The organism is Alteromonas lipotrueiana (assembly GCF_019249245.1).
GTDB classification, from domain to species: domain Bacteria; phylum Pseudomonadota; class Gammaproteobacteria; order Enterobacterales; family Alteromonadaceae; genus Alteromonas; species Alteromonas lipotrueiana.
Window position 1 is genome coordinate 157,351 of the sequence record NZ_JAESDK010000001.1, and the last position, 26,474, is coordinate 183,824.

The 26,474-nt window shown below is 47.7% G+C and carries 27 protein-coding genes; 15 read left to right on the forward strand and 12 right to left on the reverse strand.

Annotated elements, in window-relative coordinates; translation table 11 throughout:
• The first annotated feature begins 1 nt into the window (after position 1).
• Together JK130_RS00700 and JK130_RS00705 are read left to right on the forward strand one after the other, a co-directional pair.
• Positions 2–1,063 carry an ABC transporter ATP-binding protein gene (locus JK130_RS00700; protein WP_218352281.1) on the forward strand — a complete coding sequence of 354 codons (1,062 nt, stop codon included), beginning with the start codon at positions 2–4 and terminating at the stop codon, positions 1,061–1,063.
• A 631-nt stretch (positions 1,064–1,694) separates the two neighbouring features.
• The gene (locus tag JK130_RS00705) at positions 1,695–2,651 is read left to right on the forward strand and encodes a sugar-binding transcriptional regulator (RefSeq protein WP_218352282.1); all 957 of its coding nucleotides are present in this window, start codon (positions 1,695–1,697) and stop codon (positions 2,649–2,651) included.
• A 292-nt stretch (positions 2,652–2,943) separates the two neighbouring features.
• Here JK130_RS00705 and JK130_RS00710 read toward each other — a convergent pair whose 3' ends face one another.
• The 4 genes from JK130_RS00710 to folB are packed head-to-tail and all read right to left on the reverse strand — an operon-like array spanning position 2,944 to position 5,013.
• Positions 2,944–3,312: a histidine triad nucleotide-binding protein gene (locus tag JK130_RS00710; RefSeq protein ID WP_218352283.1), complete on the reverse strand. Its 369-nt coding sequence runs from the start codon at positions 3,310–3,312 to the stop codon at positions 2,944–2,946.
• A gap of 46 nt (positions 3,313–3,358) precedes the next feature.
• Positions 3,359–4,159 (reverse strand): undecaprenyl-diphosphate phosphatase, encoded by an 801-nt coding sequence (locus JK130_RS00715; RefSeq protein ID WP_218352284.1) that lies wholly within the window; start codon positions 4,157–4,159, stop codon positions 3,359–3,361.
• 3 nt (positions 4,160–4,162) lie between these two features.
• Complete coding sequence (gene folK, locus JK130_RS00720) at positions 4,163–4,663, reverse strand: 2-amino-4-hydroxy-6-hydroxymethyldihydropteridine diphosphokinase (RefSeq protein WP_218352285.1); 501 nt, start codon at positions 4,661–4,663, stop codon at positions 4,163–4,165.
• Entirely contained in the window at positions 4,663–5,013 is a 351-nt protein-coding gene (folB, locus tag JK130_RS00725; protein WP_218352286.1) for a dihydroneopterin aldolase, read from the reverse strand. Before folB ends, folK begins: the two co-directional genes overlap by 1 nt.
• A 122-nt stretch (positions 5,014–5,135) precedes the next feature.
• On the opposite strand from folB, the gene plsY reads away from it, so the two are divergent.
• Positions 5,136–5,747: a glycerol-3-phosphate 1-O-acyltransferase PlsY gene (plsY, locus tag JK130_RS00730; protein ID WP_218352287.1), complete on the forward strand. Its 612-nt coding sequence runs from the start codon at positions 5,136–5,138 to the stop codon at positions 5,745–5,747.
• Between the two features lie 17 nt (positions 5,748–5,764).
• On the opposite strand, the gene JK130_RS00735 is transcribed toward plsY, so the two are convergent.
• Both JK130_RS00735 and tsaD read right to left on the reverse strand, forming a co-directional pair.
• On the reverse strand, positions 5,765–7,006 hold the full coding sequence (locus JK130_RS00735) for an alkaline phosphatase family protein (protein ID WP_218352288.1): 1,242 nt from the start codon (positions 7,004–7,006) through the stop codon (positions 5,765–5,767).
• Positions 7,007–7,107: 101 nt separating this feature from the next.
• Positions 7,108–8,121 (reverse strand): tRNA (adenosine(37)-N6)-threonylcarbamoyltransferase complex transferase subunit TsaD, encoded by a 1,014-nt coding sequence (tsaD, locus tag JK130_RS00740; protein WP_218352289.1) that lies wholly within the window; start codon positions 8,119–8,121, stop codon positions 7,108–7,110.
• Between the two features lie 236 nt (positions 8,122–8,357).
• Here tsaD and rpsU point away from each other — a divergent pair, with 236 nt between their 5' ends.
• The 9 genes from rpsU (at position 8,358) to tmpT (ending at position 18,581) form a co-directional block, all read left to right on the forward strand.
• Positions 8,358–8,573 carry a 30S ribosomal protein S21 gene (rpsU, locus tag JK130_RS00745; RefSeq protein WP_218352290.1) on the forward strand — a complete coding sequence of 72 codons (216 nt, stop codon included), beginning with the start codon at positions 8,358–8,360 and terminating at the stop codon, positions 8,571–8,573.
• 87 nt (positions 8,574–8,660) lie between these two features.
• Positions 8,661–9,107: a GatB/YqeY domain-containing protein gene (locus JK130_RS00750; RefSeq protein ID WP_218352291.1), complete on the forward strand. Its 447-nt coding sequence runs from the start codon at positions 8,661–8,663 to the stop codon at positions 9,105–9,107.
• Between the two features lie 82 nt (positions 9,108–9,189).
• Positions 9,190–10,968: a DNA primase gene (gene dnaG, locus JK130_RS00755; protein WP_218352292.1), complete on the forward strand. Its 1,779-nt coding sequence runs from the start codon at positions 9,190–9,192 to the stop codon at positions 10,966–10,968.
• Between the two features lie 252 nt (positions 10,969–11,220).
• Positions 11,221–13,059 carry an RNA polymerase sigma factor RpoD gene (gene rpoD, locus JK130_RS00760; protein ID WP_218352293.1) on the forward strand — a complete coding sequence of 613 codons (1,839 nt, stop codon included), beginning with the start codon at positions 11,221–11,223 and terminating at the stop codon, positions 13,057–13,059.
• A gap of 656 nt (positions 13,060–13,715) precedes the next feature.
• Entirely contained in the window at positions 13,716–14,174 is a 459-nt protein-coding gene (locus tag JK130_RS00765; RefSeq protein WP_220099425.1) for a GNAT family N-acetyltransferase, read from the forward strand.
• A 110-nt stretch (positions 14,175–14,284) separates the two neighbouring features.
• The gene (gene dgcN / locus JK130_RS00770) at positions 14,285–15,277 is read left to right on the forward strand and encodes an N-acetyltransferase DgcN (protein WP_343210968.1); all 993 of its coding nucleotides are present in this window, start codon (positions 14,285–14,287) and stop codon (positions 15,275–15,277) included.
• Complete coding sequence (dgcA, locus tag JK130_RS00775) at positions 15,274–16,272, forward strand: N-acetyl-D-Glu racemase DgcA (RefSeq protein WP_218352294.1); 999 nt, start codon at positions 15,274–15,276, stop codon at positions 16,270–16,272. The genes dgcN and dgcA overlap by 4 nt, the downstream gene beginning before the upstream one ends.
• Before the next feature lie 43 nt (positions 16,273–16,315).
• Positions 16,316–17,887, forward strand: coding sequence for a sodium:solute symporter family transporter (locus tag JK130_RS00780; RefSeq protein WP_218352295.1), 1,572 nt, complete (start codon positions 16,316–16,318; stop codon positions 17,885–17,887).
• Positions 17,888–17,933: 46 nt separating this feature from the next.
• Complete coding sequence (tmpT, locus tag JK130_RS00785; RefSeq protein WP_218352296.1) at positions 17,934–18,581, forward strand: thiopurine S-methyltransferase; 648 nt, start codon at positions 17,934–17,936, stop codon at positions 18,579–18,581.
• A 122-nt stretch (positions 18,582–18,703) separates the two neighbouring features.
• Here the strand turns inward: tmpT and JK130_RS00790 are convergent, their stop codons facing one another.
• From JK130_RS00790 to JK130_RS00805, 4 genes are all read right to left on the reverse strand, one after another.
• On the reverse strand, positions 18,704–19,252 hold the full coding sequence (locus JK130_RS00790) for a YaeQ family protein (RefSeq protein ID WP_218352297.1): 549 nt from the start codon (positions 19,250–19,252) through the stop codon (positions 18,704–18,706).
• Between the two features lie 370 nt (positions 19,253–19,622).
• Positions 19,623–20,057, reverse strand: a complete 435-nt coding sequence (locus JK130_RS00795; protein WP_218352298.1) for an energy transducer TonB — start codon at positions 20,055–20,057, stop codon at positions 19,623–19,625.
• Between the two features lie 70 nt (positions 20,058–20,127).
• Complete coding sequence (locus JK130_RS00800) at positions 20,128–20,454, reverse strand: antibiotic biosynthesis monooxygenase family protein (RefSeq protein ID WP_218352299.1); 327 nt, start codon at positions 20,452–20,454, stop codon at positions 20,128–20,130.
• A gap of 124 nt (positions 20,455–20,578) precedes the next feature.
• The gene (locus JK130_RS00805; protein ID WP_218352300.1) at positions 20,579–21,040 is read right to left on the reverse strand and encodes a DUF4440 domain-containing protein; all 462 of its coding nucleotides are present in this window, start codon (positions 21,038–21,040) and stop codon (positions 20,579–20,581) included.
• A gap of 268 nt (positions 21,041–21,308) precedes the next feature.
• Here JK130_RS00805 and JK130_RS00810 point away from each other — a divergent pair, with 268 nt between their 5' ends.
• From JK130_RS00810 to JK130_RS00820, 3 genes are all read left to right on the forward strand, one after another.
• Positions 21,309–22,103, forward strand: coding sequence for a class II aldolase/adducin family protein (locus JK130_RS00810; protein ID WP_246587650.1), 795 nt, complete (start codon positions 21,309–21,311; stop codon positions 22,101–22,103).
• Between the two features lie 31 nt (positions 22,104–22,134).
• Entirely contained in the window at positions 22,135–23,319 is a 1,185-nt protein-coding gene (locus JK130_RS00815; RefSeq protein WP_218352301.1) for a mandelate racemase/muconate lactonizing enzyme family protein, read from the forward strand.
• A gap of 177 nt (positions 23,320–23,496) precedes the next feature.
• Positions 23,497–24,930 (forward strand): alpha-amylase family protein, encoded by a 1,434-nt coding sequence (locus tag JK130_RS00820; protein WP_218352302.1) that lies wholly within the window; start codon positions 23,497–23,499, stop codon positions 24,928–24,930.
• A gap of 37 nt (positions 24,931–24,967) precedes the next feature.
• Here JK130_RS00820 and JK130_RS00825 read toward each other — a convergent pair whose 3' ends face one another.
• Together JK130_RS00825 and JK130_RS00830 are read right to left on the reverse strand one after the other, a co-directional pair.
• Positions 24,968–25,516, reverse strand: coding sequence for a DUF3750 domain-containing protein (locus tag JK130_RS00825; RefSeq protein ID WP_218352484.1), 549 nt, complete (start codon positions 25,514–25,516; stop codon positions 24,968–24,970).
• 94 nt (positions 25,517–25,610) lie between these two features.
• Complete coding sequence (locus tag JK130_RS00830) at positions 25,611–26,471, reverse strand: amidohydrolase family protein (protein ID WP_218352303.1); 861 nt, start codon at positions 26,469–26,471, stop codon at positions 25,611–25,613.
• Positions 26,472–26,474 lie beyond the last annotated feature (3 nt).

Consider the following 26,474-nt stretch of genomic DNA (forward strand, 5'->3'; position numbering starts at 1 on the left):
TATGGGAAACATTACTTTAAAACAAGTTACTAAAAATTTTGATGGCCATGAAGTCATTCAGCCATTGGACTTAAGCATTGAAAATGGCGAGTTTGTGGTTTTTGTCGGGCCCTCTGGCTGTGGAAAATCGACCATGCTTCGAATGATAGCCGGTCTTGAAGATGTCAGTAGTGGCAAGATAGAGATTGATGGTCAGGATGCCACCGAAACCCCGCCCGCCAAACGCGGACTGGCGATGGTGTTTCAGTCTTATGCATTGTATCCGCATATGAGTGTACGCAATAATATTGCTTTTCCGCTTAAGCGCACCAAAATGGATGCGGCGTTAATAAAAGACAAAGTAGAAAAAGTGGCTGAAACCCTGAACTTGGCAGCTTATCTGGATCGCCGTCCGGGACAATTGTCCGGGGGCCAACGTCAGCGTGTAGCCATCGGACGCGCAATTGTTCGAGAACCTTCGGCATTTTTGTTCGATGAGCCGTTATCAAACCTGGATGCGGCCTTGCGGGTAAATATGCGCCTGGAAATTTCTCAGCTGCACAAAGATTTAAAAACCACCATGATTTATGTTACCCACGATCAGGTGGAAGCGATGACCATGGCCGACAAAATTGTGGTATTTAATGCCGGCAATATTGAGCAGGTCGGCTCGCCGATGGCTTTGTATCGCCATCCGGTGAACAAGTTTGTGGCAGGCTTTATCGGGTCGCCCAAAATGAACTTTATCGATATTGAAGAAACCGTTGAAGGTCAGCCTGTTACCTGTATGGGCGTTCGACCAGAGCACCTGGTATTATCTGATACCGCCGGAACCTGGAAAGGCAAAGTAGGTGTGCTTGAGCATTTAGGATCGGATACGTTTTTGCATGTAGATATACCGGGAGTGAAACTTACCGTACGCGCAGATGGCAATTGCCCTTATGAGTATGGTGACGAGGTTTACGTATCGCCCATTCCTAATCAGGTGCATTATTTTGATAGCATCGGCAACGCGGTTTGCAACGAATCTATTGCAAGAACAACTGCCTCGGTGTCGTCTATTTCAAAAACGGCAGACTCTTAATTCCCCTTGTTCTTATAGTGTGTGCTGGAATAAGGTTTGAACATCTGATTAGGCCCAGTTTGCTCAAAGTCATTCGCGCACACCAGACCGGTTGCACTGACTAAAAACACGGTATTGAGCCTGGCGGGGTATTTAACAGGCTAAAAATACCTTTCGCCGGGGTCGCAATGCAACCGATACGTCGAGGCTATAATTGAATGGATATGGCTACGAATTAACGTGTTCGCCTTTTCTGTACGCTTGCCTAGGGATGCCCTCTTGAAGTAGCAAGTCTATCTCTGAATTTAAAAAGGCATTAGACTGTGTTGCCTTGAATAGCAGCCGGTGTGCGGGGGCGAATCAAAGCACCAGCAAACGTGAAGACACCCGCTGTTTTTTATCAAAGATAAAGGCTAAAGCCAGCTTTGAAAAGTAAGTTATAACAACGCCGAAAAAAGAGTGGATAGTATTAATTTATTCTTAAAAAGCAAAGCATTACCTTAACTTCAATGCCATCTTGATGGGCATAGACAGTAACATTATAATCCTGACAAAAGCGCCCTTTCAGGCTCAGGATTGTAAGCAAAGAAAGACTGGAAACAGTTCATCGTGAGTTTTTTCAGAATTATTTCAATATAGATGGAATCCGTTTATGTCAGGTTTACCGGTTAATGAGCAACGAAAACTAGAAGATGCCGCCCGCGCAGGCTGGCTGTATTATGTTGCTGGAAAAACGCAGGACGAAATAGCAAAACAACTCAGTACCTCTCGCCAATCTGCCCAAAGACTGGTGGCCCTGGCAATATCGTCAGGCTTAATTAAAGTACGGGTTGAACACCCTATCAGGCAATGTATGGCATTGGCTGAAGCATTACAGAAAACCTTTGGCCTTAATCATTGTGAAGTTGTTCCCAGTGATGACAATAGCGCCTCCTCAACCGCAGGCTTAGCGCAGGCAGGCGCTGCTGAGATTGAACGTCACCTTAGACAAACCGAACCAAAGATAATAGCGCTGGGTACTGGACGTGTATTGCGTGCCTGTGCTGATGAAATAGCGACCATGCACTACCCGCAACACAAAATAGTATCTATGGTAGGAAATATTGCCCGCAACGGGGCAGCAAGCCGGTACGATGTGGCGGTGCATATTGCAGAAAGAATAGGTGCTGAACACTACCCCATGCCCTTGCCTGTAGTGGCAGTTTCAAAGGCTAATAAGCAACAATTGCATTCTCTTCCTCATGTTAAAATAGTACAGCAACTTGCACAGCAAGCAGATATCGCGTTTGTCGGCATTGGTAACCTGGGTATCGTTTCTCCGCTCCATGATGATGGTTTTGTAGAAGATGAAGAGCTTGTTTCTTTGCATCAGCAAGGCGCGGCCGGAGAAATCATCAGCTGGGTCTATGATCACAACGGAAACATTATCGATTGCAGTCTCAATCAACACGTTACCAGCGTAGCTATTGCTGAGTTTTCACCCAAACCCGTGATAGGTATTGCCGCTGGAGAAGACAAGGTGACGCCAATTTATGCGGCGATGAAATCTGGATTAATAACCGGATTAATTACTAACGAGTACACAGCCAAACGTCTGCTGGAGATGTGATTGTAGCGTTTTGCCCCCGTTTGCTTTGCAACGTTAATATGGCATGTTGCAAATAGAGTGATGGGATACTGATAAAGTTTGCGGTGGTCTTGTGGCTGTTTTGCCTGAAAAGGCCTCGGCAAACTCATTACTGGTAAAAGTTTACCGCTACCATTGTTTATCCCGGGCCGGTTTATCTGTGCCCGCTCGCCGAAAAACACAACGCAACCTGAGTTATATTGGCATTGGTTTATGTCTGGTAGGCCTGATAAAAAACGCCTTCAGTCCACCGCTGCATTGTGTTTCATAACACTTATTCTAAGTTTTTTGGCTTGTCGGTGTAGGGCGGCCAGCCTAGCAGTTTGCCACCTAAAACATGCAGATGAATGTGATAGACACTTTGTCCGCCAAATTCGTTACAGTTCATTACCGTCCGGTAACCTTCATGGTCAATACCCATTTCCTTAGCGACTTTGGCTGCCACAAAAGTCAAATGCCCTACCACTTCCCGATCAGCCTCGGTGATATCGTTGATGGTCGCAACCGGCTTTTTGGGAATCACCAGAAAATGTACCGGCGCCTGCGGATTGATGTCGTTAAACGCCAGACATAATTCGTCTTCATACACAATATCAGCAGAAATTTCGCCATTGATAATTTTGGTAAAAATGGTCTCAGACACAGCTAAGCTCCTTTTGCAAAATGAATAAACAAGAATTTATACTGTATCAGGCAAATACGAACCACAACAGCACTGAGCCCAATGCCAGCCGGTAAAGTACAAATGGCAGCATGCCAATTCGGGATATAAAGCTCAGGAACAAATAGATACACAAATATGCACTAACAAAAGAAAAGCCCGCCCCATACAGCAACGCTAACCAATCGACAGCCTGGCCCGACGCAATAAGCTCAATAGTGGCTAATGTCCCGGCGCCAAGAATTACCGGAATCGATAATAAAAAGGAAAAACGAGCCGCGCTTTCTCGATCAAAACCCAGCATCAATGCTGCGGTCATCGTAATGCCAGAGCGTGAGGTTCCGGGTATTAACGCCATGGCCTGAGCTAAACCAATAATAATCGTGTCTTTGATTGATAATGCGGTCAGGGTTTTGCGATGGCGGGCCGCCCGATCGGCGTACCAAAGTAATAAGCCAAAAACAATAGTGGTACAGGCAATCACCAAGGCCGAGCGCGCATACAGTTCAATCCAGTCTTTAAACATAAAACCGGCAATCACCGCCGGAATCGTCCCTATGGCGACAAACCAGGCCACCTTGCTGTCTTGCGTCTGCCTGGATGAAAAACCATGGCGAAACCATGCCTGCACCATATTGCTAATATCATGTCGAAAATAAATAATAACGGCCAATAAACTGCCCACATGCACCGCTACATCAAATGCCAGCCCTTGACTAACCCATCCCAAAAGTTCGGCGGGTAAAATTAAATGAGCTGAACTGCTTATGGGTAAAAATTCGGTAATGCCCTGAACAATCGCCAGAATAATAATTTCAAAAAGCGTCATCGCTTATACTTCTCTCCACGTGAAGTTTGCAGGCCATAAATGCTGACCTGTGTCATTAAATTGTTGCCATAGTTGGCGATAAGACTGACCTGTTACAGGATGTACTTCCTCTGGCTGTAACTCTGCTAAAGGTTTCAATACAAAAGCACTGTAAAGAATTTCTGCTCTGGGCAGCAGTACGGGTTCGCTGCATACAAGTTGGTTATAAGTCAAAAGATCGAGATCCAGAGTGCGCGAACACCGCTTTTTTTCGGTATGGGTGCGTCCGTGCTCGCGTTCTATTTGTTTAAGGGTGTCGCTAACTTGCGCCACCGAAATGTCGGTATAAGCCAGCGCTACCCAGTTATAAAATGCGGAACCGTCAAAGCCAATTGCTTCACTTTCGTATACTGAAGAACAACTTAGATTAGCAAAATGACATTTTAGTGACAGTAAGCCTGTCCGGGTGTGTTTTTCTCTATCAATGTTTGAGCCAACACTGATAAGAATTTTATTATGTGCCATTAGCGCGAAGCGGAAATAACTACAGTTACCGCCTGAGCGTCTGCCAGAATATTGGGTTTGGTAATCGCCAATGTGACCTCCTGCACGGCAAATGCATTTAAAATTGCATGACACAAACTATGACCTAACGCCTCAAGCAATTCGAAGGTTGCCCGGGTAGCATGCTGCTGAACAAATTCAGCCAGCCTGGCATAGTCGATAGTATCTGTAACGTTGTCACTACGTCGCGCCTGGCTAAGATCGGCTTTAATACTGACATCAACCAGCAGTGTGGTTTGCTGCGTGCGCTCCCAGTCGTAAACGCCAATTAAACTACTGACCTTCAAACCAGATATTGTGATTTCTTCCATATGATGCTGTGAGCCCTAAAACAAAATGGTCGCATTACGATACTTGCCAACCGAATTACTGGCGCATTTGTATACTTTTTAGTAGTGTGAGGCAAGTGTAACCTGAACCTTAACAGTATGACATGATCCCCATAATAATTTTAATGACTGGCGTGGCGTATTTGTGTGGCTCGTTGTCAAGCGCGGTGGTGATATGCAAGCTCTATGGGCTGGCCGATCCCCGCACCGCCGGCTCAAAAAACCCGGGTACCACTAATGTTTACCGTCTGGGCGGACGTATACCCGCACTATTGGTGCTGGTTATGGATATTCTAAAAGGCACAGTACCGGTGTATTGCAGCTACTGGCTGGGTCTTGAGCCAGTGGCGTTAGGATTTGTTGCTATTGCCGCCTGCCTTGGCCATATATTTCCACTGTATTTTGGGTTTAAAGGCGGCAAAGCGGTGGCCACTGCGTTTGGCGCTATGTTGCCGGTAGGCCCTGAGCTGGCGGGACTGACTATACTCAGCTGGCTGGCAGCCTTATTTGTGTGGGGCTATTCGTCGCTGGCCGCTATTATTGCAGTGATTCTGGCGCCCTTTTACACCTATTTTATAAAGCCTGATTACACCCTCCCCGTTGCCATGCTGGCGCTATTAATTATAGTGCGCCACAAGGCCAATATTCTGCGTTTATTTTCTGGCCAGGAACCCCGGGTGTGGGACAAGCGCGGTAAACTTAAAAATAGTAACTAAGCGCTCGCCCAGTCAAGTTACTGCTGGGTTTTAAGCGGAATTGTCAGACTTTCATTAAGCGCATCGGCGTTGCCATCTACAGGCTGTAAAATATTGAGGCCTAATATGTGAGCCAATGCAGGGTAGACATCTATATTTTGAATCGTCTTTAATTGATAGTTGGTTTTAAATGCCGGACCACTTGCCACAAACAGCGCACCCATATCTTTATGTTCGGGTAAATACCCATGCCCACCCGGGCTAACTTTTTTATTGGCATTATCAACAAACCGATGCCCGGCCTTAGCCTGTAGTAAAATGTCGCCGCCACGCGTCTTATTACTCATCGCGTAGCGATTGCGTAGTTTTGAATCCAGCACAATTACGCCCGTTTTGTTTTGCTCAGTTAACCGCTGGTGCAAAGTGGTGATAGCCGTTTTCGAGGTATGTGGCCGGGCGTAAATATGCAGTTGAGCGCCTTCGTTTACCAGTTCAAAATCTTCACTGTTAATCTTTAGCTCGGGGACCAGAATATTATTGCTGTTGCTTACGTTCAGCATGCCATGGTCTGAAACCACCACCAAATTTACTGCAATCGGCAATTGTTGTAGCCGGTCATACAATTGCCCCATAAGCGCATCCATTGTCTGAACTGCCTGATAAGTTTGGGGGCTATCAGGACCAAAATCATGGCTGGTGGTATCGACCAAAGAAAAGTATCCCGCCACAAATTGAGGTCGGGCAGGCTCAGGCAACTTTAACCAATCGATAATCTGATCAATGCGCTGTTGGTAACTGGCGTGTTTGGAATAATGATAATGATAGGTGGGAATCATTCCAAAAAATCGTGCGTCAGACTCTGGCCAAAAATAGCTGGCGGCTTTGCGGCCATTAAGCTCTACCAGAGTCCATAACGGAATACCCGACAACCAGCTGCTGTCTTTGTAGCCTTTGCCCATATGGTAGCGCGCATACCCCTTGTCGGTAAGTCGCTGTTTATCTAAAAAAGCATTATTAACTATGCCATGATTAGCTGGCACCAGACCGGTTACCAACGATAAATGATTAGGAAACGTATTGGCAGGAAAGACCGGGGTCATACGTTCAGCGCGCACCCCATTTTTGGCAATACGCCCAAGAGCGTTAGCGTCATGTTTTTCGATATAATCGTGGCGAAAGCCATCTAGTGAAATAAGCACCACATGTTGTTCTGGCGCTGCCAGGACAACGTTGCTTAATCCGTAACTCAAACCTACCAACAACATGAGTATACGCACCATTACTTAGCATCCTTTCGTTCACGCGGTATTGTATAAAACATCAGCATACACGCCGCCCCGGTTAATACGAGTGTCTTCAGCTTATTCGCTGTATATATGGGCTAAACCGCGGGTAGGCTGTCTAGTGCCCAGCGCGGTTTGGCCGAGGCTGAGAGTTCGGTAAACTGCCCTGCCTTCAAACGCTGCATGCCTGCATAGGCGATCATGGCGCCATTATCGGTACAAAATGCAAGACTAGGGTAAAATACTTCTCCGCGTAAGTCAGACATCATCGCAGCCGTTTTTGTCCGCAAACGGGTATTCGCACTTACACCGCCCGCAATAACCAGCCGCTTCAGACCAGTGTGCTTTAGTGCCCGACGGCATTTTATCATTAAGGTATCGACCACCGCTTCTTCAAAAGCGTAAGCAATATTAGCCTGGGTCTGAGGTTGATTGTCGCTGGCGCGAATTGTATTGGCCGCAAAAGTTTTGAGCCCACTAAAGCTGAAATCCAGACCCGGACGGTCGGTCATCGGGCGGGGAAATTTATAATGGCCTGGTTCGCCTTGCTCAGCCATTTTCGCCAACAATGGTCCGCCAGGGTAATCGAGCCCTAACAGCTTGGCAGTTTTATCAAATGCTTCGCCAGCGGCATCATCAATAGACTCGCCCAGCACCTCGTACTGACCAATGCCTGCCACCTTCACCAGCATTGAATGTCCGCCTGAAACCAGCAACGCCACAAAAGGAAACGCCGGGGGATTGTCTTCAAGCATAGGCGCCAGCAAGTGGCCTTCCATGTGATGTACGCCTACCGCTGGCAAATTCCAGGCATAAGACAACGATCGCGCCACCGACGAACCCACTAACAGCGCGCCCACCAACCCCGGTCCTTGTGTAAAAGCGATGCCGTCCAGCTCGTTTTTGGTGGTGTTAGCGTCGGCCAATGCTTTATTAATCAAAGGAATAATTTTTCGGACATGATCGCGGGAAGCCAGCTCTGGCACCACGCCGCCATAATCGGCATGTAGTTTTACCTGTGAGTAGAGCTCGTGCGACAGCAATCCGCTGGCATCATCGTAGACCGCAACGCCGGTTTCATCGCAAGAGGTCTCTATACCCAGTATTCGCATAGTGTTAAGATCCGGTTGTTTCATTGATAGTGGGAAGGCGCTGAGTTTACCGTTATTGCACCGTAGTGGGAATGGTCATGCCGGTTTTTTAGTATAAATTGTTTATTTTTTGACAATTGCGGCTTTACATTTGACAAGCGAATGATTAGAATTTCGCACCATTTTTAACCCGGGTGCCCTTTTGTGTACAACATTTCGCCCCGGTTCAACATCAAAAATTTTGAGGTGAGAACTTAATGCCCATCGTTAAAGTTAGAGAAAACGAGCCTTTCGACGTTGCACTTCGTCGTTTCAAGCGTTCTTGTGAAAAAGCCGGTGTTCTATCTGAAGTCCGTCGTCGTGAATATTTCGAAAAGCCGACTTGGGAACGCAAGCGCAAGAAAGCTGCAGCGAAAAAGCGTCACATGAAAAAGCTGTCTCGTGAAAACGCACGTCGCGTAAAACTCTACTAAGTTAGTGTTGGCTGTCAAAGGTGCTGTTAGGCACCTTTGTCGTTTTAGCAACCTGAGTTTTTAAATCTTACTGTCAGGTGTATAAGCATGGCGCTAATTGATGATTTAAAGAACGCGCAAAAAGACGCAATGCGAGCCAAAGATAAAGTGCGGTTAGGCACTATTCGAATGGCTGTTGCAGCAATACGTCAGCGCGAAATCGATGAGCAGATCACCCTTGACGATGCTGCTATTCTGGGGGTTTTAACCAAAATGGTTAAACAGCGTCAGGATGCGGCTTCACAGTATGATCAGGCTGAACGTCCTGAGCTGGCAGAAACTGAGCGCAAAGAAATTGCGGTCATTGAAACCTTTTTGCCTCAGCCATTAAGTGACGAAGAGCTTAACGCGCTTATTGATGATGCTATGACCCAAACCGGTGCCACCGGCATGCAGGATATGGGTAAAGTAATGGGCTTTTTGAAGCCTAAAGTTCAGGGACGCACCGATATGGGCGCACTGAGCGGTAAAATTAAGGCCCGTCTGGCGGCCTGATATTCTGGATGCAACTGTCAATGGTTGCGTCCTTCCTTTAGCTTGTTAAAGTAGCTACACTTTTCTTATTTGAATTCTCTTCATGGCCGGAAAAATACCACGGGATTTTATAGACGATCTGTTATCCAGAACCGATGTCGTCGATATTGTCGATAACCGGGTCAAATTAAAAAAAGCCGGAAAAAACTACCAGGCTTGTTGCCCTTTTCACAACGAAAAAACGCCGTCTTTTACCGTCAGTCAGGATAAACAGTTTTATCACTGTTTTGGTTGCGGTGCTCACGGCAACGCAATTTCGTTTTTGATGGAATTTGATCGGCTTGAGTTTGTAGAAGCGATAGAAGAGCTGGCCCGTCATCACGGGTTGGAAGTTCCCCGTGAGCAAGGCGGACCGCCGGCCATGAGCGAGGCCAAAAAACAGCAACAGGAAGATGACTACGCGTTGATGGAAAAAGTTGCCCGTTTTTTTCAGCAACAGCTTCGCACCCACGATAAAAGTAATCGTGCTATTGATTACCTAAAAAGCCGCGGGTTGTCGGGCGATGTGGTTAAGCAGTGGGAAATTGGTTTTGCGCCCAGCGAATGGGATGGACTGTTAAACAGTTTTGGCAACTCAGGCGACCGGGTACGTCAGCTTATCGAATTAAAGCTGGTAAACCAGAATGACCAGGGCAAACGATATGACTTTTTTCGCGACCGGATTATGTTTCCAATACGCGATCGTCGGGGCCGCGTGGTGGGTTTCGGTGGTCGGGTGTTGCCTGATGAAAGTGGTCCAAAATATTTAAACTCGCCTGAAACCCGAATTTTCCATAAGGGACAGGAGCTGTTTGGCTATTATCAGGCCCGCCAGAAAAACCGTAGCCTTGAGCGAATGATTGTGGTCGAGGGCTATATGGATGTGGTGGCACTGAGTCAGTTTGATATCAATATCGCTACCGCAGCATTGGGCACCGCCACCACACTTGAACACTTACAGCTGCTCATGCGCTCTACCTCACATATTGTGTGCTGTTACGATGGTGACAACGCCGGTCGCCAGGCGGCCTGGCGCGCTCTGGAAAATGCTTTACCAGCCTTAAAAGATGGCGTGAAGCTGACTTTCTTATTTTTGCCTGATGGCGAAGACCCCGACACTATGGTTCGAAAAGTAGGCTCTCAGGCATTTGTCGAGTTGACTGACGAGGCGCTCCCGTTGTCTCGTTTCTTTTTTGAAAGCCTGCTGAAAAACCATAGAGTAGGCACCCCCGAAGGCAAAATGGCACTAAAAGCTGCAGCGCAGCCTTTAATAGATACCGTGCTGGGCGAGAATCAAAAATTATTGTTACAGGAAGAGCTGGCAAAACATACCGGTGAATATGACCGTTTTCGGCTACAAACTGATATTGCTCAGGCGAACCGGCGGAGCGACAAGCCCGCTAACCAAAAATTTGAAGCGGTGCACAAAACCCGTCAGTCACCGGTGCGAATGATGCTTCGGTTATTGTTGGATCAGCCCGCTTTAGCAAAAGAATGTGAAGATGTGATGCCGCAGGTTTTGTCCAACAGCGGTATTGCTGGAATGGCATTGTTACTCGATGTCCATCATTACTGTTACGAAAATCCTGCAGCAAAAACAGCTCAGGTTATTGAAAACTTCCGAGACCATCCCCATTCTGCTGTCATCGCAAAGTTACTGCATCAGGAACATTTGATTAGTGAGCAGGACGCAAGCCGGGTTTATGCCGATAGTTTTGCCCGTTTGCTTGACTGGCATTTTGATAGCCGAATAGAAACGCTTATTTCCCGGTCACGAATGCAACCATTGACCCGCGAAGAGAAAGAAGAACTTAATTTGCTAATGAAGGAGCGCCAGGCTTAATAGGCACTTGCTTCGTGTCTTGGTTAAAAATCATGCCGCGAGCCTAGCAAATATAACCTATTTTCTGTTATACTGGTCAATTCGCTGCGAGTTTACGTAAAAGAAGCAGCGAGCATTTTTCAACCTATAAAACCCATCAGCGGTTCTGGCGGGTGCGGTAACAACACGACAGCAAGCACGACTGCGCAGCGTATAGTGACGGCCCAAGTGTGCTTTTTTGCTTAATTAATAAATGTGAGAAGTGTAGGTTTTATGGCGCAAAGCAAGCAATCTCAGATTAAACTCCTGATTGCAAAAGGTAAAGAGCAAGGTTATTTAACTTTTGCAGAAGTAAATGATCACCTGCCGCAAGACATAGTTGATTCTGACCAGATCGAAGACATCATCCGCATGATCAATGACATGGGTATTCAGGTCTCAGAAGCCGCTCCGGATTCTGATGAACTGCTCATGCAAGAGACCACTGCGGACGAAGACGCTGCTGAAGCTGCTGCCCAGGCACTAGCCACGGTAGAGAGCGAAATTGGCCGTACCACTGACCCCGTTCGTATGTACATGCGTGAAATGGGTACCGTTGAACTACTTACCCGCGAAGGCGAAATAGAAATTGCCAAGCGTATTGAAGATGGTATTAACCAGGTTCAATGCTCGGTAGCTGAGTACCCTGAAGCAATAACGTATTTGCTTGAACAATGGGATTTATACGAAGCCGAAGAAATTCGCTTAAGCGACATTATCTCGGGATTTGTTGACCCTGATGACGACCGCGATATGGCGCCAACGGCGACTCACATCGGTTCTGAATTGTCTGATCAAGAGCTAAAAGAAGAAGACGACGAAGACGACAACGACGATGATGACGAAGACGAAGATGAAGGTGGCGTAGACCCGGAACAGGCTCGCATGAAATTTGGCGAGCTTCGCGATCAGTACATCGTTGCTCGCGATGTTATTGAAACGCAGGGCCGTGCACACAAAGATTCGCGTAAGCAAATCGAAAAACTTAGTGAAGTTTTTAAAGAATTCCGTTTAGTTCCCAAGCAGTTTGATCGCATGGTAAGAAACATGCGTGACATGATGGACAAGGTTCGTATTCAAGAACGTCTTATCATGAAGTACTGCGTGGTTAACGCTAAGATGCCGAAAAAGGACTTTATTAAGGCATTTGCTGGCAACGAAACTTCTACTGATTGGCTTTATGCTACTTTAAAGGGTGGCCATGGCTATAGCGACGATTTAAGTAACTTCAAAGAAGATATCGAACGTAGCATTTCTAAAATGAATCAGGTAGAGCAAGAAACTGGCCTGGTCATCGCAGATATTAAAGACATTAACCGTCGCATGTCGATTGGTGAAGCGAAAGCGCGTCGTGCTAAGAAAGAAATGGTTGAGGCCAATCTGCGTTTGGTTATCTCAATTGCTAAAAAGTACACAAACCGTGGCTTACAATTTCTGGATCTGATTCAGGAAGGTAATATTGGTTTGATGAAAGCAGTAGATAAGTTTGAATACCGTCGTGGTTATAAGTTCTCAACCTACGCGACGTGGTGGATTCGACAGGCTATTACCCGCTCTATAGCGGACCAGGCCCGTACCATCCGTATTCCGGTGCATATGATTGAAACCATTAACAAGCTGAATCGGATTTCACGTCAAATGCTACAGGAAATGGGTCGTGAGCCTAGCCCTGAAGAATTGTCTGAGCGTATGGTTATGCCAGAAGATAAAATTCGCAAAGTGCTGAAAATTGCCAAAGAGCCGATTTCTATGGAAACGCCTATTGGTGATGATGAAGATTCGCACCTGGGCGATTTTATTGAAGATAGCACCATTATTCAGCCACTGGACTCTGCCACTGGGGGTAGTCTTAAAAATGCCACTCAGGAAGTACTGGCCGGACTAACCGCGCGTGAAGCAAAAGTACTAAGAATGCGTTTTGGTATCGACATGAACACCGACCATACGTTAGAAGAAGTAGGCAAACAGTTTGACGTTACCCGAGAGCGTATTCGTCAGATTGAGGCCAAGGCGCTGCGCAAGCTACGTCATCCTAGCCGCTCAGAGCAGCTGAAAAGCTTCTTAGACGAGTAAGCTGGTTTAGTTTCAGTCTATCGTATTAAAAAAGCCTGCCTTGCGCAGGCTTTTTTGTGTCTGCTCTTTATTTCTATAAGTGGCCCCCTGGGCCGTCTGATATATCCCCAACCCTTGTAGGTAGACGCAGTATTAATAGGACACTCACATTTACATTTTGGACACCCACCTTTTAAAGCCATACCTCAAAGCTAAATCAAGCGTCTGATGAAAGACACAAGTCATAGCTCTATTTTCTGGACACCCACATCAGGTTAGTTTTGGACACCCACCTTTTTAAACCTTACCTGAAAGCTAAATCAAGCCTCTGATGAAAGACAAAATCATAATCTATTTTCTGGACACACACGTCAGCTTAGTCCTGGACACCCACCTTTTTAAACCTTACCTGAAAGCTAAATCAAGCCTCTGATGAAACACACGAGTCATAATCTATTTTCTGGACACCCACGTCAGGTTAGTTTTGGACACCCACCTTTATGCATCTATAAACACCATCAGGCGCTTTGTATTAACAGCACAAAAAGACGGATGAAGGCGACGAGGAGGCTTACTCTCTGGTAGGCTTAAACCGTAAATAAAAAGCAGTAGTAACTGCGATAGTAACCAAAAGACCAAAACGAGAAATCAAAAAGAGCAACCTAAGGACACCCACAATGATTGAATGGCAATGGGCACAGCTGAAAGATCTGTCACCACTGGCAGTACACGAGATGTATCGGCTGCGCCAAGCGGTTTTTGTGCTAGAGCAAACCTGCTTATATCCAGATATTGATGAAGAGGATTTGAGCGCTCACCATTTGCTTGGCTGGCAAAATAAGACACTGGTGGCCTATGCCCGGGTGCTGGCGCCAGGTATTAAGTACGCCGAACCGGCAATGGGCAGAGTGTTAACTGCAAATACATCGCGCCGTAGTGGTAACGGTAAAAAACTGGTGTCAGAGGCCATCAAACGGTGCGAACGTGCATTTCCAGGAACCGGCTTGCGTATTTCGGCACAGGTTTATCTAATAGCCTTTTATCAGGGCTTTGGCTTCAACGTAGTTGGCGAACCGTATGATGAAGACGGCATTCCCCATATTGAGATGGTACGTGTAACCCAATCCGGAATGTAGTCTGGTGTTACGAAGGGTTTTAGTCAATCACCTTGAGATTTAGCATTGTGTCTTGCCCAAAGGGTATGATAAAGCTAACTGGCTTATAATTAATACAGGAAAATTACCGCGTGCTGCAGTCTCCCTATTTATTGTTTATTGGCGATGCCACTGACCCCTTAAGTATCAAAATGGCCCGTAGCGCCGCTGACTGGCGACCTGAAAAATGCGTTGGCGAGTACCGGCTGCCGGGGTGTGAGGTAAGTACCGGCTGTCCGTCATTATCTATTGAAGAAGCGGTCGAACTGGGTGCCAAAAGCTTTGTGTTAGGTTTTGCCAATAGTGGCGGCCATTTAGACGAACGTTATTTGCAGCATGTATTAAAAGCGCTGGATGCAGGCCTGGATATTGTCAGCGGCTTACACGATAAACTGTCAGGTTATCCGCAACTGGTAGAAAAAGCGCAAGCTATGCAAGCTCGGCTGATAGACATACGTCATCCGCTCAGTACTTTTAAAACCGGTACCGGCAAACGCAGACAGGGTAAGCGTTTGTTGACCGTGGGCACCGACTGTTCAGTTGGCAAAATGTACACCTCGCTTAGTATCGCCCGGTATTTGCAACAACATGGCCAGGCCGCTACCTTTCGAGCCACAGGACAATGCGGCATATTGGTCGCTGGCGAAGGCATTCCTATCGATTGTGTAGTAGCCGATTTTATCAGCGGTGCGGCTGAATCTTTAAGCCCTGACAACGATCCTGATCACTGGGATATTATCGAAGGACAGGGTTCTTTATCGCATCCTGCCTTCGCCGGGGTTAGCTTAGGTTTATTGCATGGGTCACAGCCCGATGCACTGATTGTTTGCCATGCGCTAAACCGAACGCACATGCGCGCCCTGCCCCACCAGCCTCAGCCTACACTGGCCCAGACTATTGAGTTAAACCTGACTGCCGCGCGCCTGACCAATCCGGATGTGTATGTTGCCGGCATTGCGGTAAATACCTCCTCGGTCAGCGATAAGCAAGCCCGTGACTGGTGTGAGCAAACGCAGAAGGAACTGGAACTACCTTGCGCGGACCCGGTTCGGCACGGGGTCAGTGAACTGGTGGCTTCATTATGAGCCTGATCCTTGACGTTACTCATGAACGCCTGCCTCTGGCCCGTGAGTTTCGTATTTCCCGGGGAGCAAAAACCCATGCTGATGTGGTAGTAGTTCAGCTTCACTGGCGGGGCTTTACCGGTCGTGGCGAAGCTGTACCCTACGCACGCTACGGCGAATCTATCGACAATACCCTTAGTCAGCTGAACGCCCTGGCGCCCCAATTAACCCATATCGATGATCACGCCCGCTTACCTCAGCTTATGCAAGCAGGCGCTGCCCGCAACGCCCTTGATTGCGCTTTTTGGGATTTAACCGCTAACTACAGACAAACCTCGGTCGGCGAGCTGACCGGCCTGACGCCTCCCGCTCAGTGCGTTACCGCGCAAACGGTCAGTGTGGGTGCGGTCGCACAAATGCAGCAGGAAGCCTTAAGCCTGGGTCAGGCACAGCTGATCAAAGTAAAGCTAGGCCCTGACGAAGTGGTAGAAAAAATACGGGCTATTCACCACGCCTGCCCTGATAGCCAGTTTATTGTTGATGCCAATGAAGGCTGGAGTATCGACTTACTTAAAGAGGTGGCGCCCCAGCTAAAAGATTTAAATGTCGCGTTGATCGAACAGCCTCTGCCCGTAGCCGATGACGCGGCACTGGAAGGGTATGAATGTCCGGTGCCCCTGTGTGCTGACGAGTCGTGCCATACCAGCGACAACTTAAGCACTTTAAAAAAGCGCTATCAGGCGGTGAATATCAAGCTGGACAAAACCGGCGGACTGACCGAAGCCATAACCTTGTATAACACCGCCAAAAGTTTGGATTTTAAAATTATGGTGGGTTGCATGGTCGCCTCTTCGCTGGCCATGGCGCCGGCCTTTTTGCTGTGCAACGACGTTGATTTTGTTGATCTGGATGGCCCGGTATTAATTAAAAATGATCGCCCCGACGGCTTTGAGATCCGCCACGGGGTTATGCGAGCGCCCGCTAACTTACTGTGGGGCACAGGCATTAGCTTATAAAGCCAGGCCCCCGGTAATCAACCCGTAATACAAGGAGGTAACTATGGCAACGCTGGACTATGTGATTATCGGCTCGTATCTATTGGGTCTGTTGGCCCTGGGCGCTTTATTTAGAAAACAGTCAGATAAGCAGGATTATTTTTTAGGCGGGCGCACCCTATCCTGGCCCGCCCTGTCGTTGTCAGTAATGGCAACCCAGCTGTCAGCTATAAGCTTTATCTCGGCCCCGGCATTTGTGGGTCTGCGCGAAGGTGGTGGGCTTATCTGGTTGTCTTACGAGCTGGCGCTGCCCGCAGCTATGGCCATTTTGTTGTGGCGGCTGTTGCCCACCCTGCATCAGGCGGGAGTGGTAAGTGTGTACGACTATCTTGAACGCCGGTTCGCCCGCTCTACCCGAATACTCATCAGTCTGGTGTTTCAGCTTAGTCGTTCTTTTGCCACTGCTATTATGATTTACGCCATCTCATTAATACTACAAGGCACTATTGGTCTGGCTCAGTGGCACGCCATCATGCTTATTGGTGTGATCACCCTGATATATTCGGCCATGGGCGGCATGAAAGCCGTAGTCTATGGCGATGCGATACAAATGATACTGATTGTATCGGGGGCCGGGTTGTGTTTATGGGTGGGCCTTGATGCGATGGGCGGTATGGCCGCGGTAATAGAGCAGGCTGACCCAGCCCGACTAAATACCGTCAATCTTACCGGTCTGGGTTTCAGCGGCTCTGACTTTGGACTGCTACCTATGCTGTTTGGCGGCATAGTGCTGTACGCCTCGTATTATGGCTGCGATCAGTCTGAAGCCCAGCGTTCGCTGTCAAGCCAGAGCCTGGGTGACTTACGTAAACTGCTGATTAGCGTGGCTCTGCTACGTTTCCCTATTACCGCTTTATACTGTGCCACAGGCTTGGTTATTGGCACCCTGTTTTTATCTGACACCCAATTGATGAATCAAATCCCCGCCGGTGAACCTGACTGGATGATGCCTATTTTTATTGTGGAGTACCTGCCCAGTGGAATGGTGGGTTTTATGGTAGTGGCAATAATGGCTGCTGCTATGTCATCACTCAGCTCAGCAATAAACAGCCTGGCCGCGGTAAGTGTAGAAGATATCTCGCGTATCACCGGCCAGCAACCCGACAACCGTCAGTATCTTAAACAGGCACGGATTGCCGGTATTGCATGGGGTGTGGTTACGTTGGTGTTATCACTGTATGCGGGCAATATTGCCCCCACCGTGATCGAGGCGATCAATAAAATTGGTTCAGTTTTTTACGGCCCCGTACTCGCCACTTTTTTACTGGGCATACACAGCAAGCGGGTTGCCTCGATACAGGTTAATATTGCGCTGCTGGCCGGGGTTATCTGCAACACCACCCTCTGGCTGACCGACAGTCCGCTGTTCTGGTTCTGGTGGAATGTGACGGGCTTTGGTCTAACCGTGCTCACGGGCTTGCTATTACGCTACTGGCGACCCGCCACAATTGAGCGTAAACTGGATTCGGTACGCGGCGCCCCGGCCTCGCATTTGATTATGTTGGTACTATGGAGCCTGATTTTACTGGCTTTTTGTATCTGGCTTTCTTCGTGGCTTTTCGAGTTAACAGCCTGACTACAAACAAGTATCCCCCACATCTCTACGCGCTAATGAGGTTACTATGGAACACGAGTTCTGGCATAAAAAATGGCGACAAAACGAGATTGGTTTTCACGAAGAACAATACAATCCCGGCCTGGTGAACCACCTCGCTAAGCTGCACCTGGCCCCCGGCAGTCGTATTCTGGTGCCATTATGTGGCAAAACGCTGGATATCCGTTATCTGATGGAGCAAGGCTACAAGGTGGTGGGCGCCGAGCTTAGTGAACTGGCCGTAAAGCAACTGTTTGAAAGCCTGAACATTACCCCGATGGTAGAAGATCGCAGCTGCGGTAAGCTGTATACGGCCCAGGGCATTCAGGTTTTTGTGGGCGACCTATTCACCCTGCAAGATCACGATTTAAGCCAGATTGACGCCATCTATGATCGCGCCGCTCTGGTGGCCTTGCCCGAAGACCTTCGCGCCAAGTATACCACTCACCTGCGCCAGATTACCCACCACGCCCCGCAGCTGCTTATTTGTTTTGACTATGATCAAAGCCAGATGCCCGGCCCGCCCTTTTCGGTGAACGCAGAAGAGGTGCGCCACCATTACAAGGCCCACTATAAGCTGGAGTTAGTACAGCAAAGCGAGGTTAAAGGTGGCTTAAAAGGCCGCTGCCCCGCCACCACCAACATCTGGGCTTTATCGCTTAATACCCTGGTCTAGGTTGGTGCTTTAGCTCTGCCAGGCCCAGGTCGTGTTAAAACAGCCGACAGGTACCCCCAGGCTCTAATCGCTATCTTGCAAAAGGCACTGAAGCTCACAGCTTTACTCGCCTCCTGAGGCCTTTAAAGATGCTGCTCAATTTCGACTTCTATACATTCACTGGCTTCAGCGCTTTCAATAGTTAGCCAGATTTGTCCGTCCTGAATAGTGACCTGAATCTGCATAGAACGTGCAACCGCCTTAGCAAGGGTGCCTGAGAGCGCTTCAGGTAAGGTAAACACCGACAGATTTTTTTTAGTCTGTAATTTGCTTTGTTCCTTCTTCCACCAAGCCTCAAAGCTTCTGTCGGCATAGGAGTAAATCATCATCTGCTGACTTTGATTACAGCCCTTTTTAATACGTTGTTCAGAAGGTTGGCCTAGCTCAATCCATAGCTCGATTACGTCGCTGAAGCTTTTTTGCCACAAATCGGGCACTTCATCATCAGATAAGCCTTTGGTGAACTGCAGTTGCTCATGAGCATTAACGATAAACGCAATCATCCGCAGCATCATTCGCTCGTCATTTTCAGAAGGATGCCGCGCAATCGTTAAATTGTGATCATTGTAATAATTGCGGTCCATGTCGGTAATGGAAATATCCGCTTTAAAAATGGTTGCTTTAAGAGCCATGTGAATTCCGAGTGATTTGATAAAAGCCGACCGTGCCGCGCTTTGCGCGCTACGTTAGATAAGTTATCGAAGGCCATATTATTTTGCAGCGTATGGTAACAGCTAAGCTGGTTCTGCGCTCTTAATCATAGACACTTGGGGTATACTGTTGATCGCCCGATAAAAAAAGACGATAGGGTGAGGGTTGGTAATATGGCAGGAATTAAGATTATGGTGGTGAGTGGTGTAAAGCGGGTTAAATTCAACAGGCTATCAGGTGTAAGAAGCGACCAGTCAGTTTGAGTAACCGAGAGACCGCTCACGTCCAGCAGATGGGTAGGTAGTGTATTAACTGGCCTGAAAGCAATAAAAAGCGATAGATAGATGAGCCCTATTTACATGCCAGAGTGGCCTGTTGCTTACAGTTTAACAAAGACGCTTTTTTCGTGCTTCCGCCCATACAAAAATCCAGTCTTAACAGCTTTTCTTCGCTGGCTGACATTTTGCCTTCTGCCAATGTCCAGCTCCAGTCATTGATAACATTCGCCGCTGGCTGTGAAATTATTTTTTCAGGTACTGAGCTCACGAGAGTGACTCTCTCGGTTTGGCCATTTTCATCTACTTTCACTTTAAAGATACCGCAACCAGCGATACCTTTCATAGCAAGCTCAACAGGATAGCGAGGCATAAATTGTTTTTCCCGAAGCCAGGTGCTTTGCGCTTTGGTTGGCTGCAAGTACGTTAATTCCACCGATGCATAGTTATTGGCGGCAAGTACACTCGTAGACAAAAAACAGAGTGGCAATATTGTATTTTTGTAGATCATAAAACCTTCCTTGTTGAGATCTTAGAACGTCTGAATAGGGCCGCACTACCGGACGAGCTTGACTTATTTGTTATACAGCAAACACTCTACGCTGTAAGTAGTCGAACTCTACTTCCATTTCGTAAATAATTTTGGTCGCTTCCAGATTGAGGCTGTCACGCATCAACTTACGCTGGTTCTCGTATTCATCACTCATTGCTATGTCAGATGCTTTACGATAGGTTTCTTCATCAGGCCACTGCGCGTAGGCAATAAAAGCGCCATTTTTATCTCTGTGTAACCTTGAACCAAGACTGCCTTTAAAAAGATAAATACCTTGTGTCGTAGCGGGCCAGGAAGCGAGGAATTGCTCTTCGAAACCCTCCTTGACCACGAATTCAAACATGACTATAAACATTGCAAATCCTCTTTGATGTGTAATGCCACATAAGCGGCTGATAATTGTTTGCTAAACTGTGGGGCAAAGCGAAACCGAGAAAACATTTGGCAATTCCGTGCTCGACTCCCTTGTTATAATAATTCTATTTATTTTCACGGTGCCCGTAACTCAGTGCTCGAGTAATTTCCCATTTATTATTTAGGTTACGCCAAACTATTACAAAATCAGCTTTTCCTGTGCATATTTTGGTTTTAGTGTTACAAAAAATGTGAACACCCTCGGTAATTGCACCAAACTGATTAACCGGATAGGCTCTGAAGGTACTTTCTATAAGTTTACGAGTGTAGTTACCACATGCGTTATTCTTAGTATTTGAAATCATACTTTCTCGATCCCAAGTAACACCGCCGTTATCGTGATAAAACTCAACATCAGAAGAAAAATAACTAGAATGTCTCTCTAACTCTTCGGGGTTCTGGCAGTTGTTAAAAGATTCAAAAAGCTCTGTATCAAGCGCTTTCATTTTTTCTTCTAAAGAATATTCATCATTAGCCAATGCGGGTAATGAAAAGAATATAAATAAAAATATACTTAACTTTTTCATATAATCTCGATTTTTACTGTATGTGCACTTATTATCTGAATTCGGGTGTGACTGTATCTACGGTCAGGACCTCTTTTTATAACACTGTTATTGTTTTCAGGTAGAGGTATCAACACGATTCAGGGCTTAAACTTGCCGTTTATTACTTCCACCCGCCCCTTTGTTACCAACAATCACCTACATTATTCCCTTTTGTACTATAGCCTATAGCTGCGTTGACCTTGTACGGCCTACCTCGGTTTGATACTTTGCATAGCACTTCCTCTTGATGATGAAAATAAAAGAGAACCGTCCGGTGTTTGAATTACCCCATGAAAGTTTAAAAGACTCTGTAAGTGAAGCCGAATGGCAAACCCGTATTGATCTGGCTGCCTGTTACCGTCTGGTAGCAGATATGGGCTGGGGCGATCTTATCTATACGCATATCTCAGCCAAGGTGCCGGGCAGTAATCATTATCTGGTGAATGCCTTTGGTCTGATGTTTGATGAAGTGACCGCCTCGAACCTGGTTAAGGTAGACTTGCAGGGCAATATTCAGCAAGACACGTCGGCCACCATCAACCCGGCGGGCTTTACGATTCACAGCGCCATTCATGAAGCGCGTAGCGATGCAAAATGTATTGTGCACCTGCATACCAAAGCCATGATCTCGGTGGCGTCCTTAACCGGAGGCTTGCAGCCCTGGAGCCAGTATTCGATGTTTTCGCTGCCCTCATTAAGCTATCACGGCTATGAAGGGCTGGCGGTAAATGATGATGAACGCACGCGGCTGCAACAAAACCTGGGCAAGACCAATCATATGCTGCTGCCAAACCATGGCGGACTGACATTAGGCTCCACCATCGGCGATGCCTTTATGCGTTTTTACGATTTGCAGCGCGCCTGTGAAATTCAGCTTGAACTGATGAGCGTTAATGGCGAGGTCATCCCTATTCCGCAGAAAATTGTCGATAACATCTATCAGCAGGCCAGCGTAGTACATTCAGGCGAAACCGGCGGCCAGAAAGCCTGGCCCGCCCTGTTGCGTAAAGCCTGGCGGCTAGATCCCGGATTTTGTCAGTAACCGGCGCTGCCCCCGAACACAAGGATAAAACATGAAAGTCACCAAAGTAGAAATATTTGATATCGAATGTCCTGAGCGCCCGCCGTGGAACCCGGTATTTGTGCGCATTTATACCGATGAAGGCATTACCGGCGTAGGTGAAGCAGGCCTGGCCTACGACCTGGGCCACAGCGCGGCGGCCCATATGATAAAAGAGATGGCTGAAGCATTTTTGATTGGCTGGGATGCCTTTAATACCGAGCATCTATGGAGCCGGATGCTGCGTGAAAGTTTTTGGGGCTTAGGTGGCGGTCCGGTGGTGTATGCGGCCATGAGCGCCATTGACACCGCGCTGTGGGACATTCGGGGCAAAGCGCTGGGCGTGCCTGTCTATCAGCTGCTGGGCGGTAAAACCAATGACAACCTGCGCTGCTATGCCAGCCAGCTTCAATTTGACTGGGATACCGAGATCACCAAGCTGGTGCAACCCGAAGCCTATGGCCGCGCCGCTGAAAAAGCGATGGCCGACGGCTACACCGCGGTTAAAGTCGACCCTATTGTCTACGATAAAAATGGCGTTACTCATTTTGATCGCACCAAGTTGTTTGGCCGTGCTGACATGAAATTGTTTAAGGCGCGATTGCAGGCAATTCGTGATGCCATGGGTGATGAAGGTGACATTATTTTTGAATGCCATAGTTTGCTGGGGGCCTCTACCGCTATTCAGCTGGGCGAGATGGTAGAAGAAATTGGCTGTTTGTATTACGAAGAGCCGGTGAACTACCTTAATGCCAAATTGCATGACAAGGTCGCCAAAAGAGTCAATGTGCCCATCGCCGGGGGCGAACGATTGTATAATCGCTGGGATGTACGGCCCTATTTGGAAGACCAGTCGATAGATGTGTTGCAGCCTGATGTAGGCTTGTGCGGCGGCTTTACTGAAACCAAAAAGGTGTGTGATTACGCGGATATTTACGATGTGCGTATTCAGGCCCATGTTTGCGGCGGCCCGGTAGCCACGGCGGCCAGTCTGCATCTGGAAACGGCTATTCCAAACTTTTTAATCCACGAGCATCATACCTATGCCACTAAGTCGTGGAACCGCGAATTGTGTATACAGGATCCCCAGCCTGAAAATGGCTATATTAGTGCTCCTGATACCCCTGGCATCGGCATTGAGCTAAATGACGACATTGTTTATCGCTCGCCAAATATGACCGTTACCGCCTTAAAGTAACCCCGCCGTTATCCCCCTGCTACAGGGCCGGCAGCATTGTCTACCGGCCCTGAAAACCTGAAACCTGTGACACTTTTGAGCCACGCATAAGTTTATGAATACGTATGCATAATGTTTATAAATTGATAACAAGATGTAAACATAAGGTCTGATGCTTTACTTTAAAGGTTAGAAACTATGTTGAGAGATAGTCGGCGGTCGGTTCGAAACACTAAATGTTATCTGAGCCTGGCGGTAGCAGGCGCCTTTTTTGCCTCCACTGCCCAGGCAGATGTTATTTTGCACGCCTTTAACTGGCAGTATGATGATGTGGCCAATAAAGCGTCTGAAATCGCCCGGTTAGGGTATAAAAAGGTGTTGGTATCGCCGGCCTATAAATCTACCGGCGATCAGTGGTGGGCGCGTTATCAACCCCAGGATTACCGCGTTATCGACAATCCGCTGGGTGATACCACCGACTTTTCGCAGATGGTGGCCGCTTTGGCTGCTCAGGGGGTCGAAACCTACGCAGATATTGTGTTCAATCATATGGCTAACGAGGCATCTCAACGTAGCGATCTTAACTATCCGGGGAGTAGCGTTCTTAGTCAGTACGCAGCAAATCAACCTTATTATGACAATATTACCTTGTTTGGTGATGTTGATAACGGCTTGTTTGGCGGTGGTGATTTTCATGGAACCTACGACCCTCAGGGCCCTCAGTGCATCAGCGATTATAGTAACGTAGGCGATGTGCAGTACAACCGTTTGTGTGGCGCTGCCCCTGATCCGGGTTTACCGGATTTGGACTCCAATAGCTGGGTAGTTGAACAACAAAAAAACTACTTACAGGCGCTTAAAAACATGGGGGTAAGCGGCTTTCGGGTTGATGCTGCTAAACACATGACCAACTCACACATCAATCAGGTTTTTACCCCGCAAATAAAGAGTAATGCTCATGTGTTTGGCGAGATCATTACCACCGGCGGTGCCGGAAGCGCCGAATATGATAACTTTCTGGCCCCGTATCTGAGCCAAACCGGTCACGCGGCCTATGATTTTCCTTTATTCTCACAAATACGCAGTGCATTTAGTTTTAGCGGGTCGATGAACAATTTGGTGGATCCCGGGGCTTATGGGCAGGCGTTACCGGGCGCTCAGGCGATTACATTTAGCGTAACGCACGATATTCCGTTAAATGACGGATTTCGGTATCAGCTGCTGGACCCTACCGATGAGTATCTAGCCAATGCATTCATATTAGGTCGTAATGGCGGGGTGCCGCTGATGTATTCTGATCATAATGAAAGTGGCGATGGGCGTTGGGAGAATTTGTACAACCGCAGTGATGTTACCGCCATGGTCGAGTTTCATAATGCTACCCAGGGCCGCACCATGAATGTGCTGAACAATAATGACTGCATTTTGCTGTTTCAGCGTGAACACCAGGGGGTGGTAGGGATAAACAAATGTGGCGAAGGTCAGGATATCTGGGTCGATACTTCGGCAGCCGGGCTTTGGTGGGACCGGGCGTACCAGGATACCCTGAGCAGCGATACGCAAATTATCACCAGCCAGTGGCATAAATTTTATTTGCCACCCCGTGAAGCCAGAATGTGGTTAATGCAATAAGCACGGTTTGTTCCGCAGCCTTAGTAAAGGCTGCGGATTACCCCTGAGTATCAATTCTGTCGGCATAGCCGCTGCCAATAGCCCGAAACGGCATTTCTAATCCCAATTCTGGAATTTTCAGGGCTAACCATGCAGGAAAGGTATTACTGTTTGGGCCTGGGAAAATTTGGTATTCGTCAGCCCAGGGGTAGTTATCTACTGCCTGTTTTATATCGGGAATAAGCGCACTGGCTTTATCACCTTTTAGCGTCAGAATACGCTCTGGCTTGGCGCCATACCAGTACCGATCAGGCGTGGGTGTTTGATACTGCTTTAATGCGGGCAGCCCTTGTTTAATACGCCAGCCCACCACCTCATAAACCGTATACTCGCGTGCATTTTTTGGTTTAATTGCTACCCAGGTATGCACTGCAAACCAGCCACGCCAGCTAAACGCATCGGCAGCATATACATCAATGATAGCGTCCTGACTAGTCGTTGGATCGGCTGCGATACCGGCAGGTTCCCGGCTGGCGGTTCGCCAGTCTGGTGAGGCGCAGCTGCTAAGCGTGAAAACGCTGATCAACACTAAAAAAATAGATTTCATCATTTACTTACCAATAGGTTTATCAGAAACAGAATACGGGATTGTACGTACAGCTGCGATAGCTGATTATTAAACCTGCGAAAGGTTTATTTTATTAAAACTGATACCAGTGCATTGCGCTACCTGCCAATACAGCCTGTTGCTGCTTGAATGACAGCCTCAATATCGAAAGCTGAGCGATATACCTTTGCCAGAGCTGCGGGTAAGAACAGCCTAGCTGACACACCGGAAAGTTACTGGCCAGCATCACCCGGTGGCTGCCAAAACAGCTCAGTACAGCCTGTAGCACGCGGCTTATGGTCGCATCGCTGTAGGTGCGATAAGAGGTAGCCATTTCAAACCCTGAGACCTTTACCGCACATTGTGGCAAGGCGGCCAGCCTGCGCATATTGTTTAGCCAGTTATGATAGCTATCGGCACTTTGTGGCGGCCAGCCGGCATGATTTACAATACAGCGCAGACCTGTACACTTGATAATCCCGCACAGCAAGGCTACCGCGCGAGTATTTTCCACCGGCATTTGTACCTCAAAATGTAGATGTTGATGCGCCAGTAAAGCTAGATTTTGCTGAACCTGCGGTGAACTTAGTAGCTCGATGGCCGCCTCATCCAGAATATGCCGCACGCCCACCACACTGGTTCTGCATAACAGTTTTTTTAGAGTGTCGGCCATATCAGTAGCTAGCAAATCTACCCCAGCCACAGTTTTAAGAGGAAGGGTAACGTGGGTCTCAAGATAGTCGATTTCATGCCAGGGCCGGGGATTATCAAATCCGGCTTCAATATGCACTATTCCCGCTAGCGTATGAGCATCATCAATTAACAGGCTGTGCTCATCAAAGTCACGATGCAACTTATGTTTGTCAGCCCAAAAAGGCGGATTTTGTGGCTGTAGCCAATGGTACTGCCCTGCTTCAAGGGCAAAAAAATGCAGGTGAGCGTCGATAATTTGCATAAG

Excerpts from the sequence above, each read along its gene's own strand:
- dnaG (WP_218352292.1), top strand. The coding sequence starts at position 9,190 with ATGGCCGGAAAAATACCACGGGATTTTATAGACGATCTGTTATCCAGA.
- JK130_RS00715 (WP_218352284.1), bottom strand. The coding sequence starts at position 4,159 with ATGACGCTTTTTGAAATTATTATTCTGGCGATTGTTCAGGGCATTACC.
- JK130_RS00735 (WP_218352288.1), bottom strand. The coding sequence starts at position 7,006 with ATGGTGCGTATACTCATGTTGTTGGTAGGTTTGAGTTACGGATTAAGC.
- JK130_RS00820 (WP_218352302.1), top strand. The coding sequence starts at position 23,497 with ATGTTGAGAGATAGTCGGCGGTCGGTTCGAAACACTAAATGTTATCTG.
- JK130_RS00800 (WP_218352299.1), bottom strand. The coding sequence starts at position 20,454 with ATGTTTATAGTCATGTTTGAATTCGTGGTCAAGGAGGGTTTCGAAGAG.
- JK130_RS00805 (WP_218352300.1), bottom strand. The coding sequence starts at position 21,040 with ATGAAAAAGTTAAGTATATTTTTATTTATATTCTTTTCATTACCCGCA.
- folK (WP_218352285.1), bottom strand. The coding sequence starts at position 4,663 with ATGGCACATAATAAAATTCTTATCAGTGTTGGCTCAAACATTGATAGA.
- JK130_RS00750 (WP_218352291.1), top strand. The coding sequence starts at position 8,661 with ATGGCGCTAATTGATGATTTAAAGAACGCGCAAAAAGACGCAATGCGA.
- JK130_RS00780 (WP_218352295.1), top strand. The coding sequence starts at position 16,316 with ATGGCAACGCTGGACTATGTGATTATCGGCTCGTATCTATTGGGTCTG.
- plsY (WP_218352287.1), top strand. The coding sequence starts at position 5,136 with ATGATCCCCATAATAATTTTAATGACTGGCGTGGCGTATTTGTGTGGC.
- JK130_RS00830 (WP_218352303.1), bottom strand. The coding sequence starts at position 26,471 with ATGCAAATTATCGACGCTCACCTGCATTTTTTTGCCCTTGAAGCAGGG.
- JK130_RS00705 (WP_218352282.1), top strand. The coding sequence starts at position 1,695 with ATGTCAGGTTTACCGGTTAATGAGCAACGAAAACTAGAAGATGCCGCC.
- tsaD (WP_218352289.1), bottom strand. The coding sequence starts at position 8,121 with ATGCGAATACTGGGTATAGAGACCTCTTGCGATGAAACCGGCGTTGCG.
- JK130_RS00795 (WP_218352298.1), bottom strand. The coding sequence starts at position 20,057 with ATGATCTACAAAAATACAATATTGCCACTCTGTTTTTTGTCTACGAGT.
- rpoD (WP_218352293.1), top strand. The coding sequence starts at position 11,221 with ATGGCGCAAAGCAAGCAATCTCAGATTAAACTCCTGATTGCAAAAGGT.
- folB (WP_218352286.1), bottom strand. The coding sequence starts at position 5,013 with ATGGAAGAAATCACAATATCTGGTTTGAAGGTCAGTAGTTTAATTGGC.
- JK130_RS00810 (WP_246587650.1), top strand. The coding sequence starts at position 21,309 with ATGATGAAAATAAAAGAGAACCGTCCGGTGTTTGAATTACCCCATGAA.
- tmpT (WP_218352296.1), top strand. The coding sequence starts at position 17,934 with ATGGAACACGAGTTCTGGCATAAAAAATGGCGACAAAACGAGATTGGT.
- JK130_RS00790 (WP_218352297.1), bottom strand. The coding sequence starts at position 19,252 with ATGGCTCTTAAAGCAACCATTTTTAAAGCGGATATTTCCATTACCGAC.
- dgcA (WP_218352294.1), top strand. The coding sequence starts at position 15,274 with ATGAGCCTGATCCTTGACGTTACTCATGAACGCCTGCCTCTGGCCCGT.
- JK130_RS00815 (WP_218352301.1), top strand. The coding sequence starts at position 22,135 with ATGAAAGTCACCAAAGTAGAAATATTTGATATCGAATGTCCTGAGCGC.
- JK130_RS00825 (WP_218352484.1), bottom strand. The coding sequence starts at position 25,516 with ATGAAATCTATTTTTTTAGTGTTGATCAGCGTTTTCACGCTTAGCAGC.
- JK130_RS00765 (WP_220099425.1), top strand. The coding sequence starts at position 13,716 with ATGATTGAATGGCAATGGGCACAGCTGAAAGATCTGTCACCACTGGCA.
- rpsU (WP_218352290.1), top strand. The coding sequence starts at position 8,358 with ATGCCCATCGTTAAAGTTAGAGAAAACGAGCCTTTCGACGTTGCACTT.
- JK130_RS00700 (WP_218352281.1), top strand. The coding sequence starts at position 2 with ATGGGAAACATTACTTTAAAACAAGTTACTAAAAATTTTGATGGCCAT.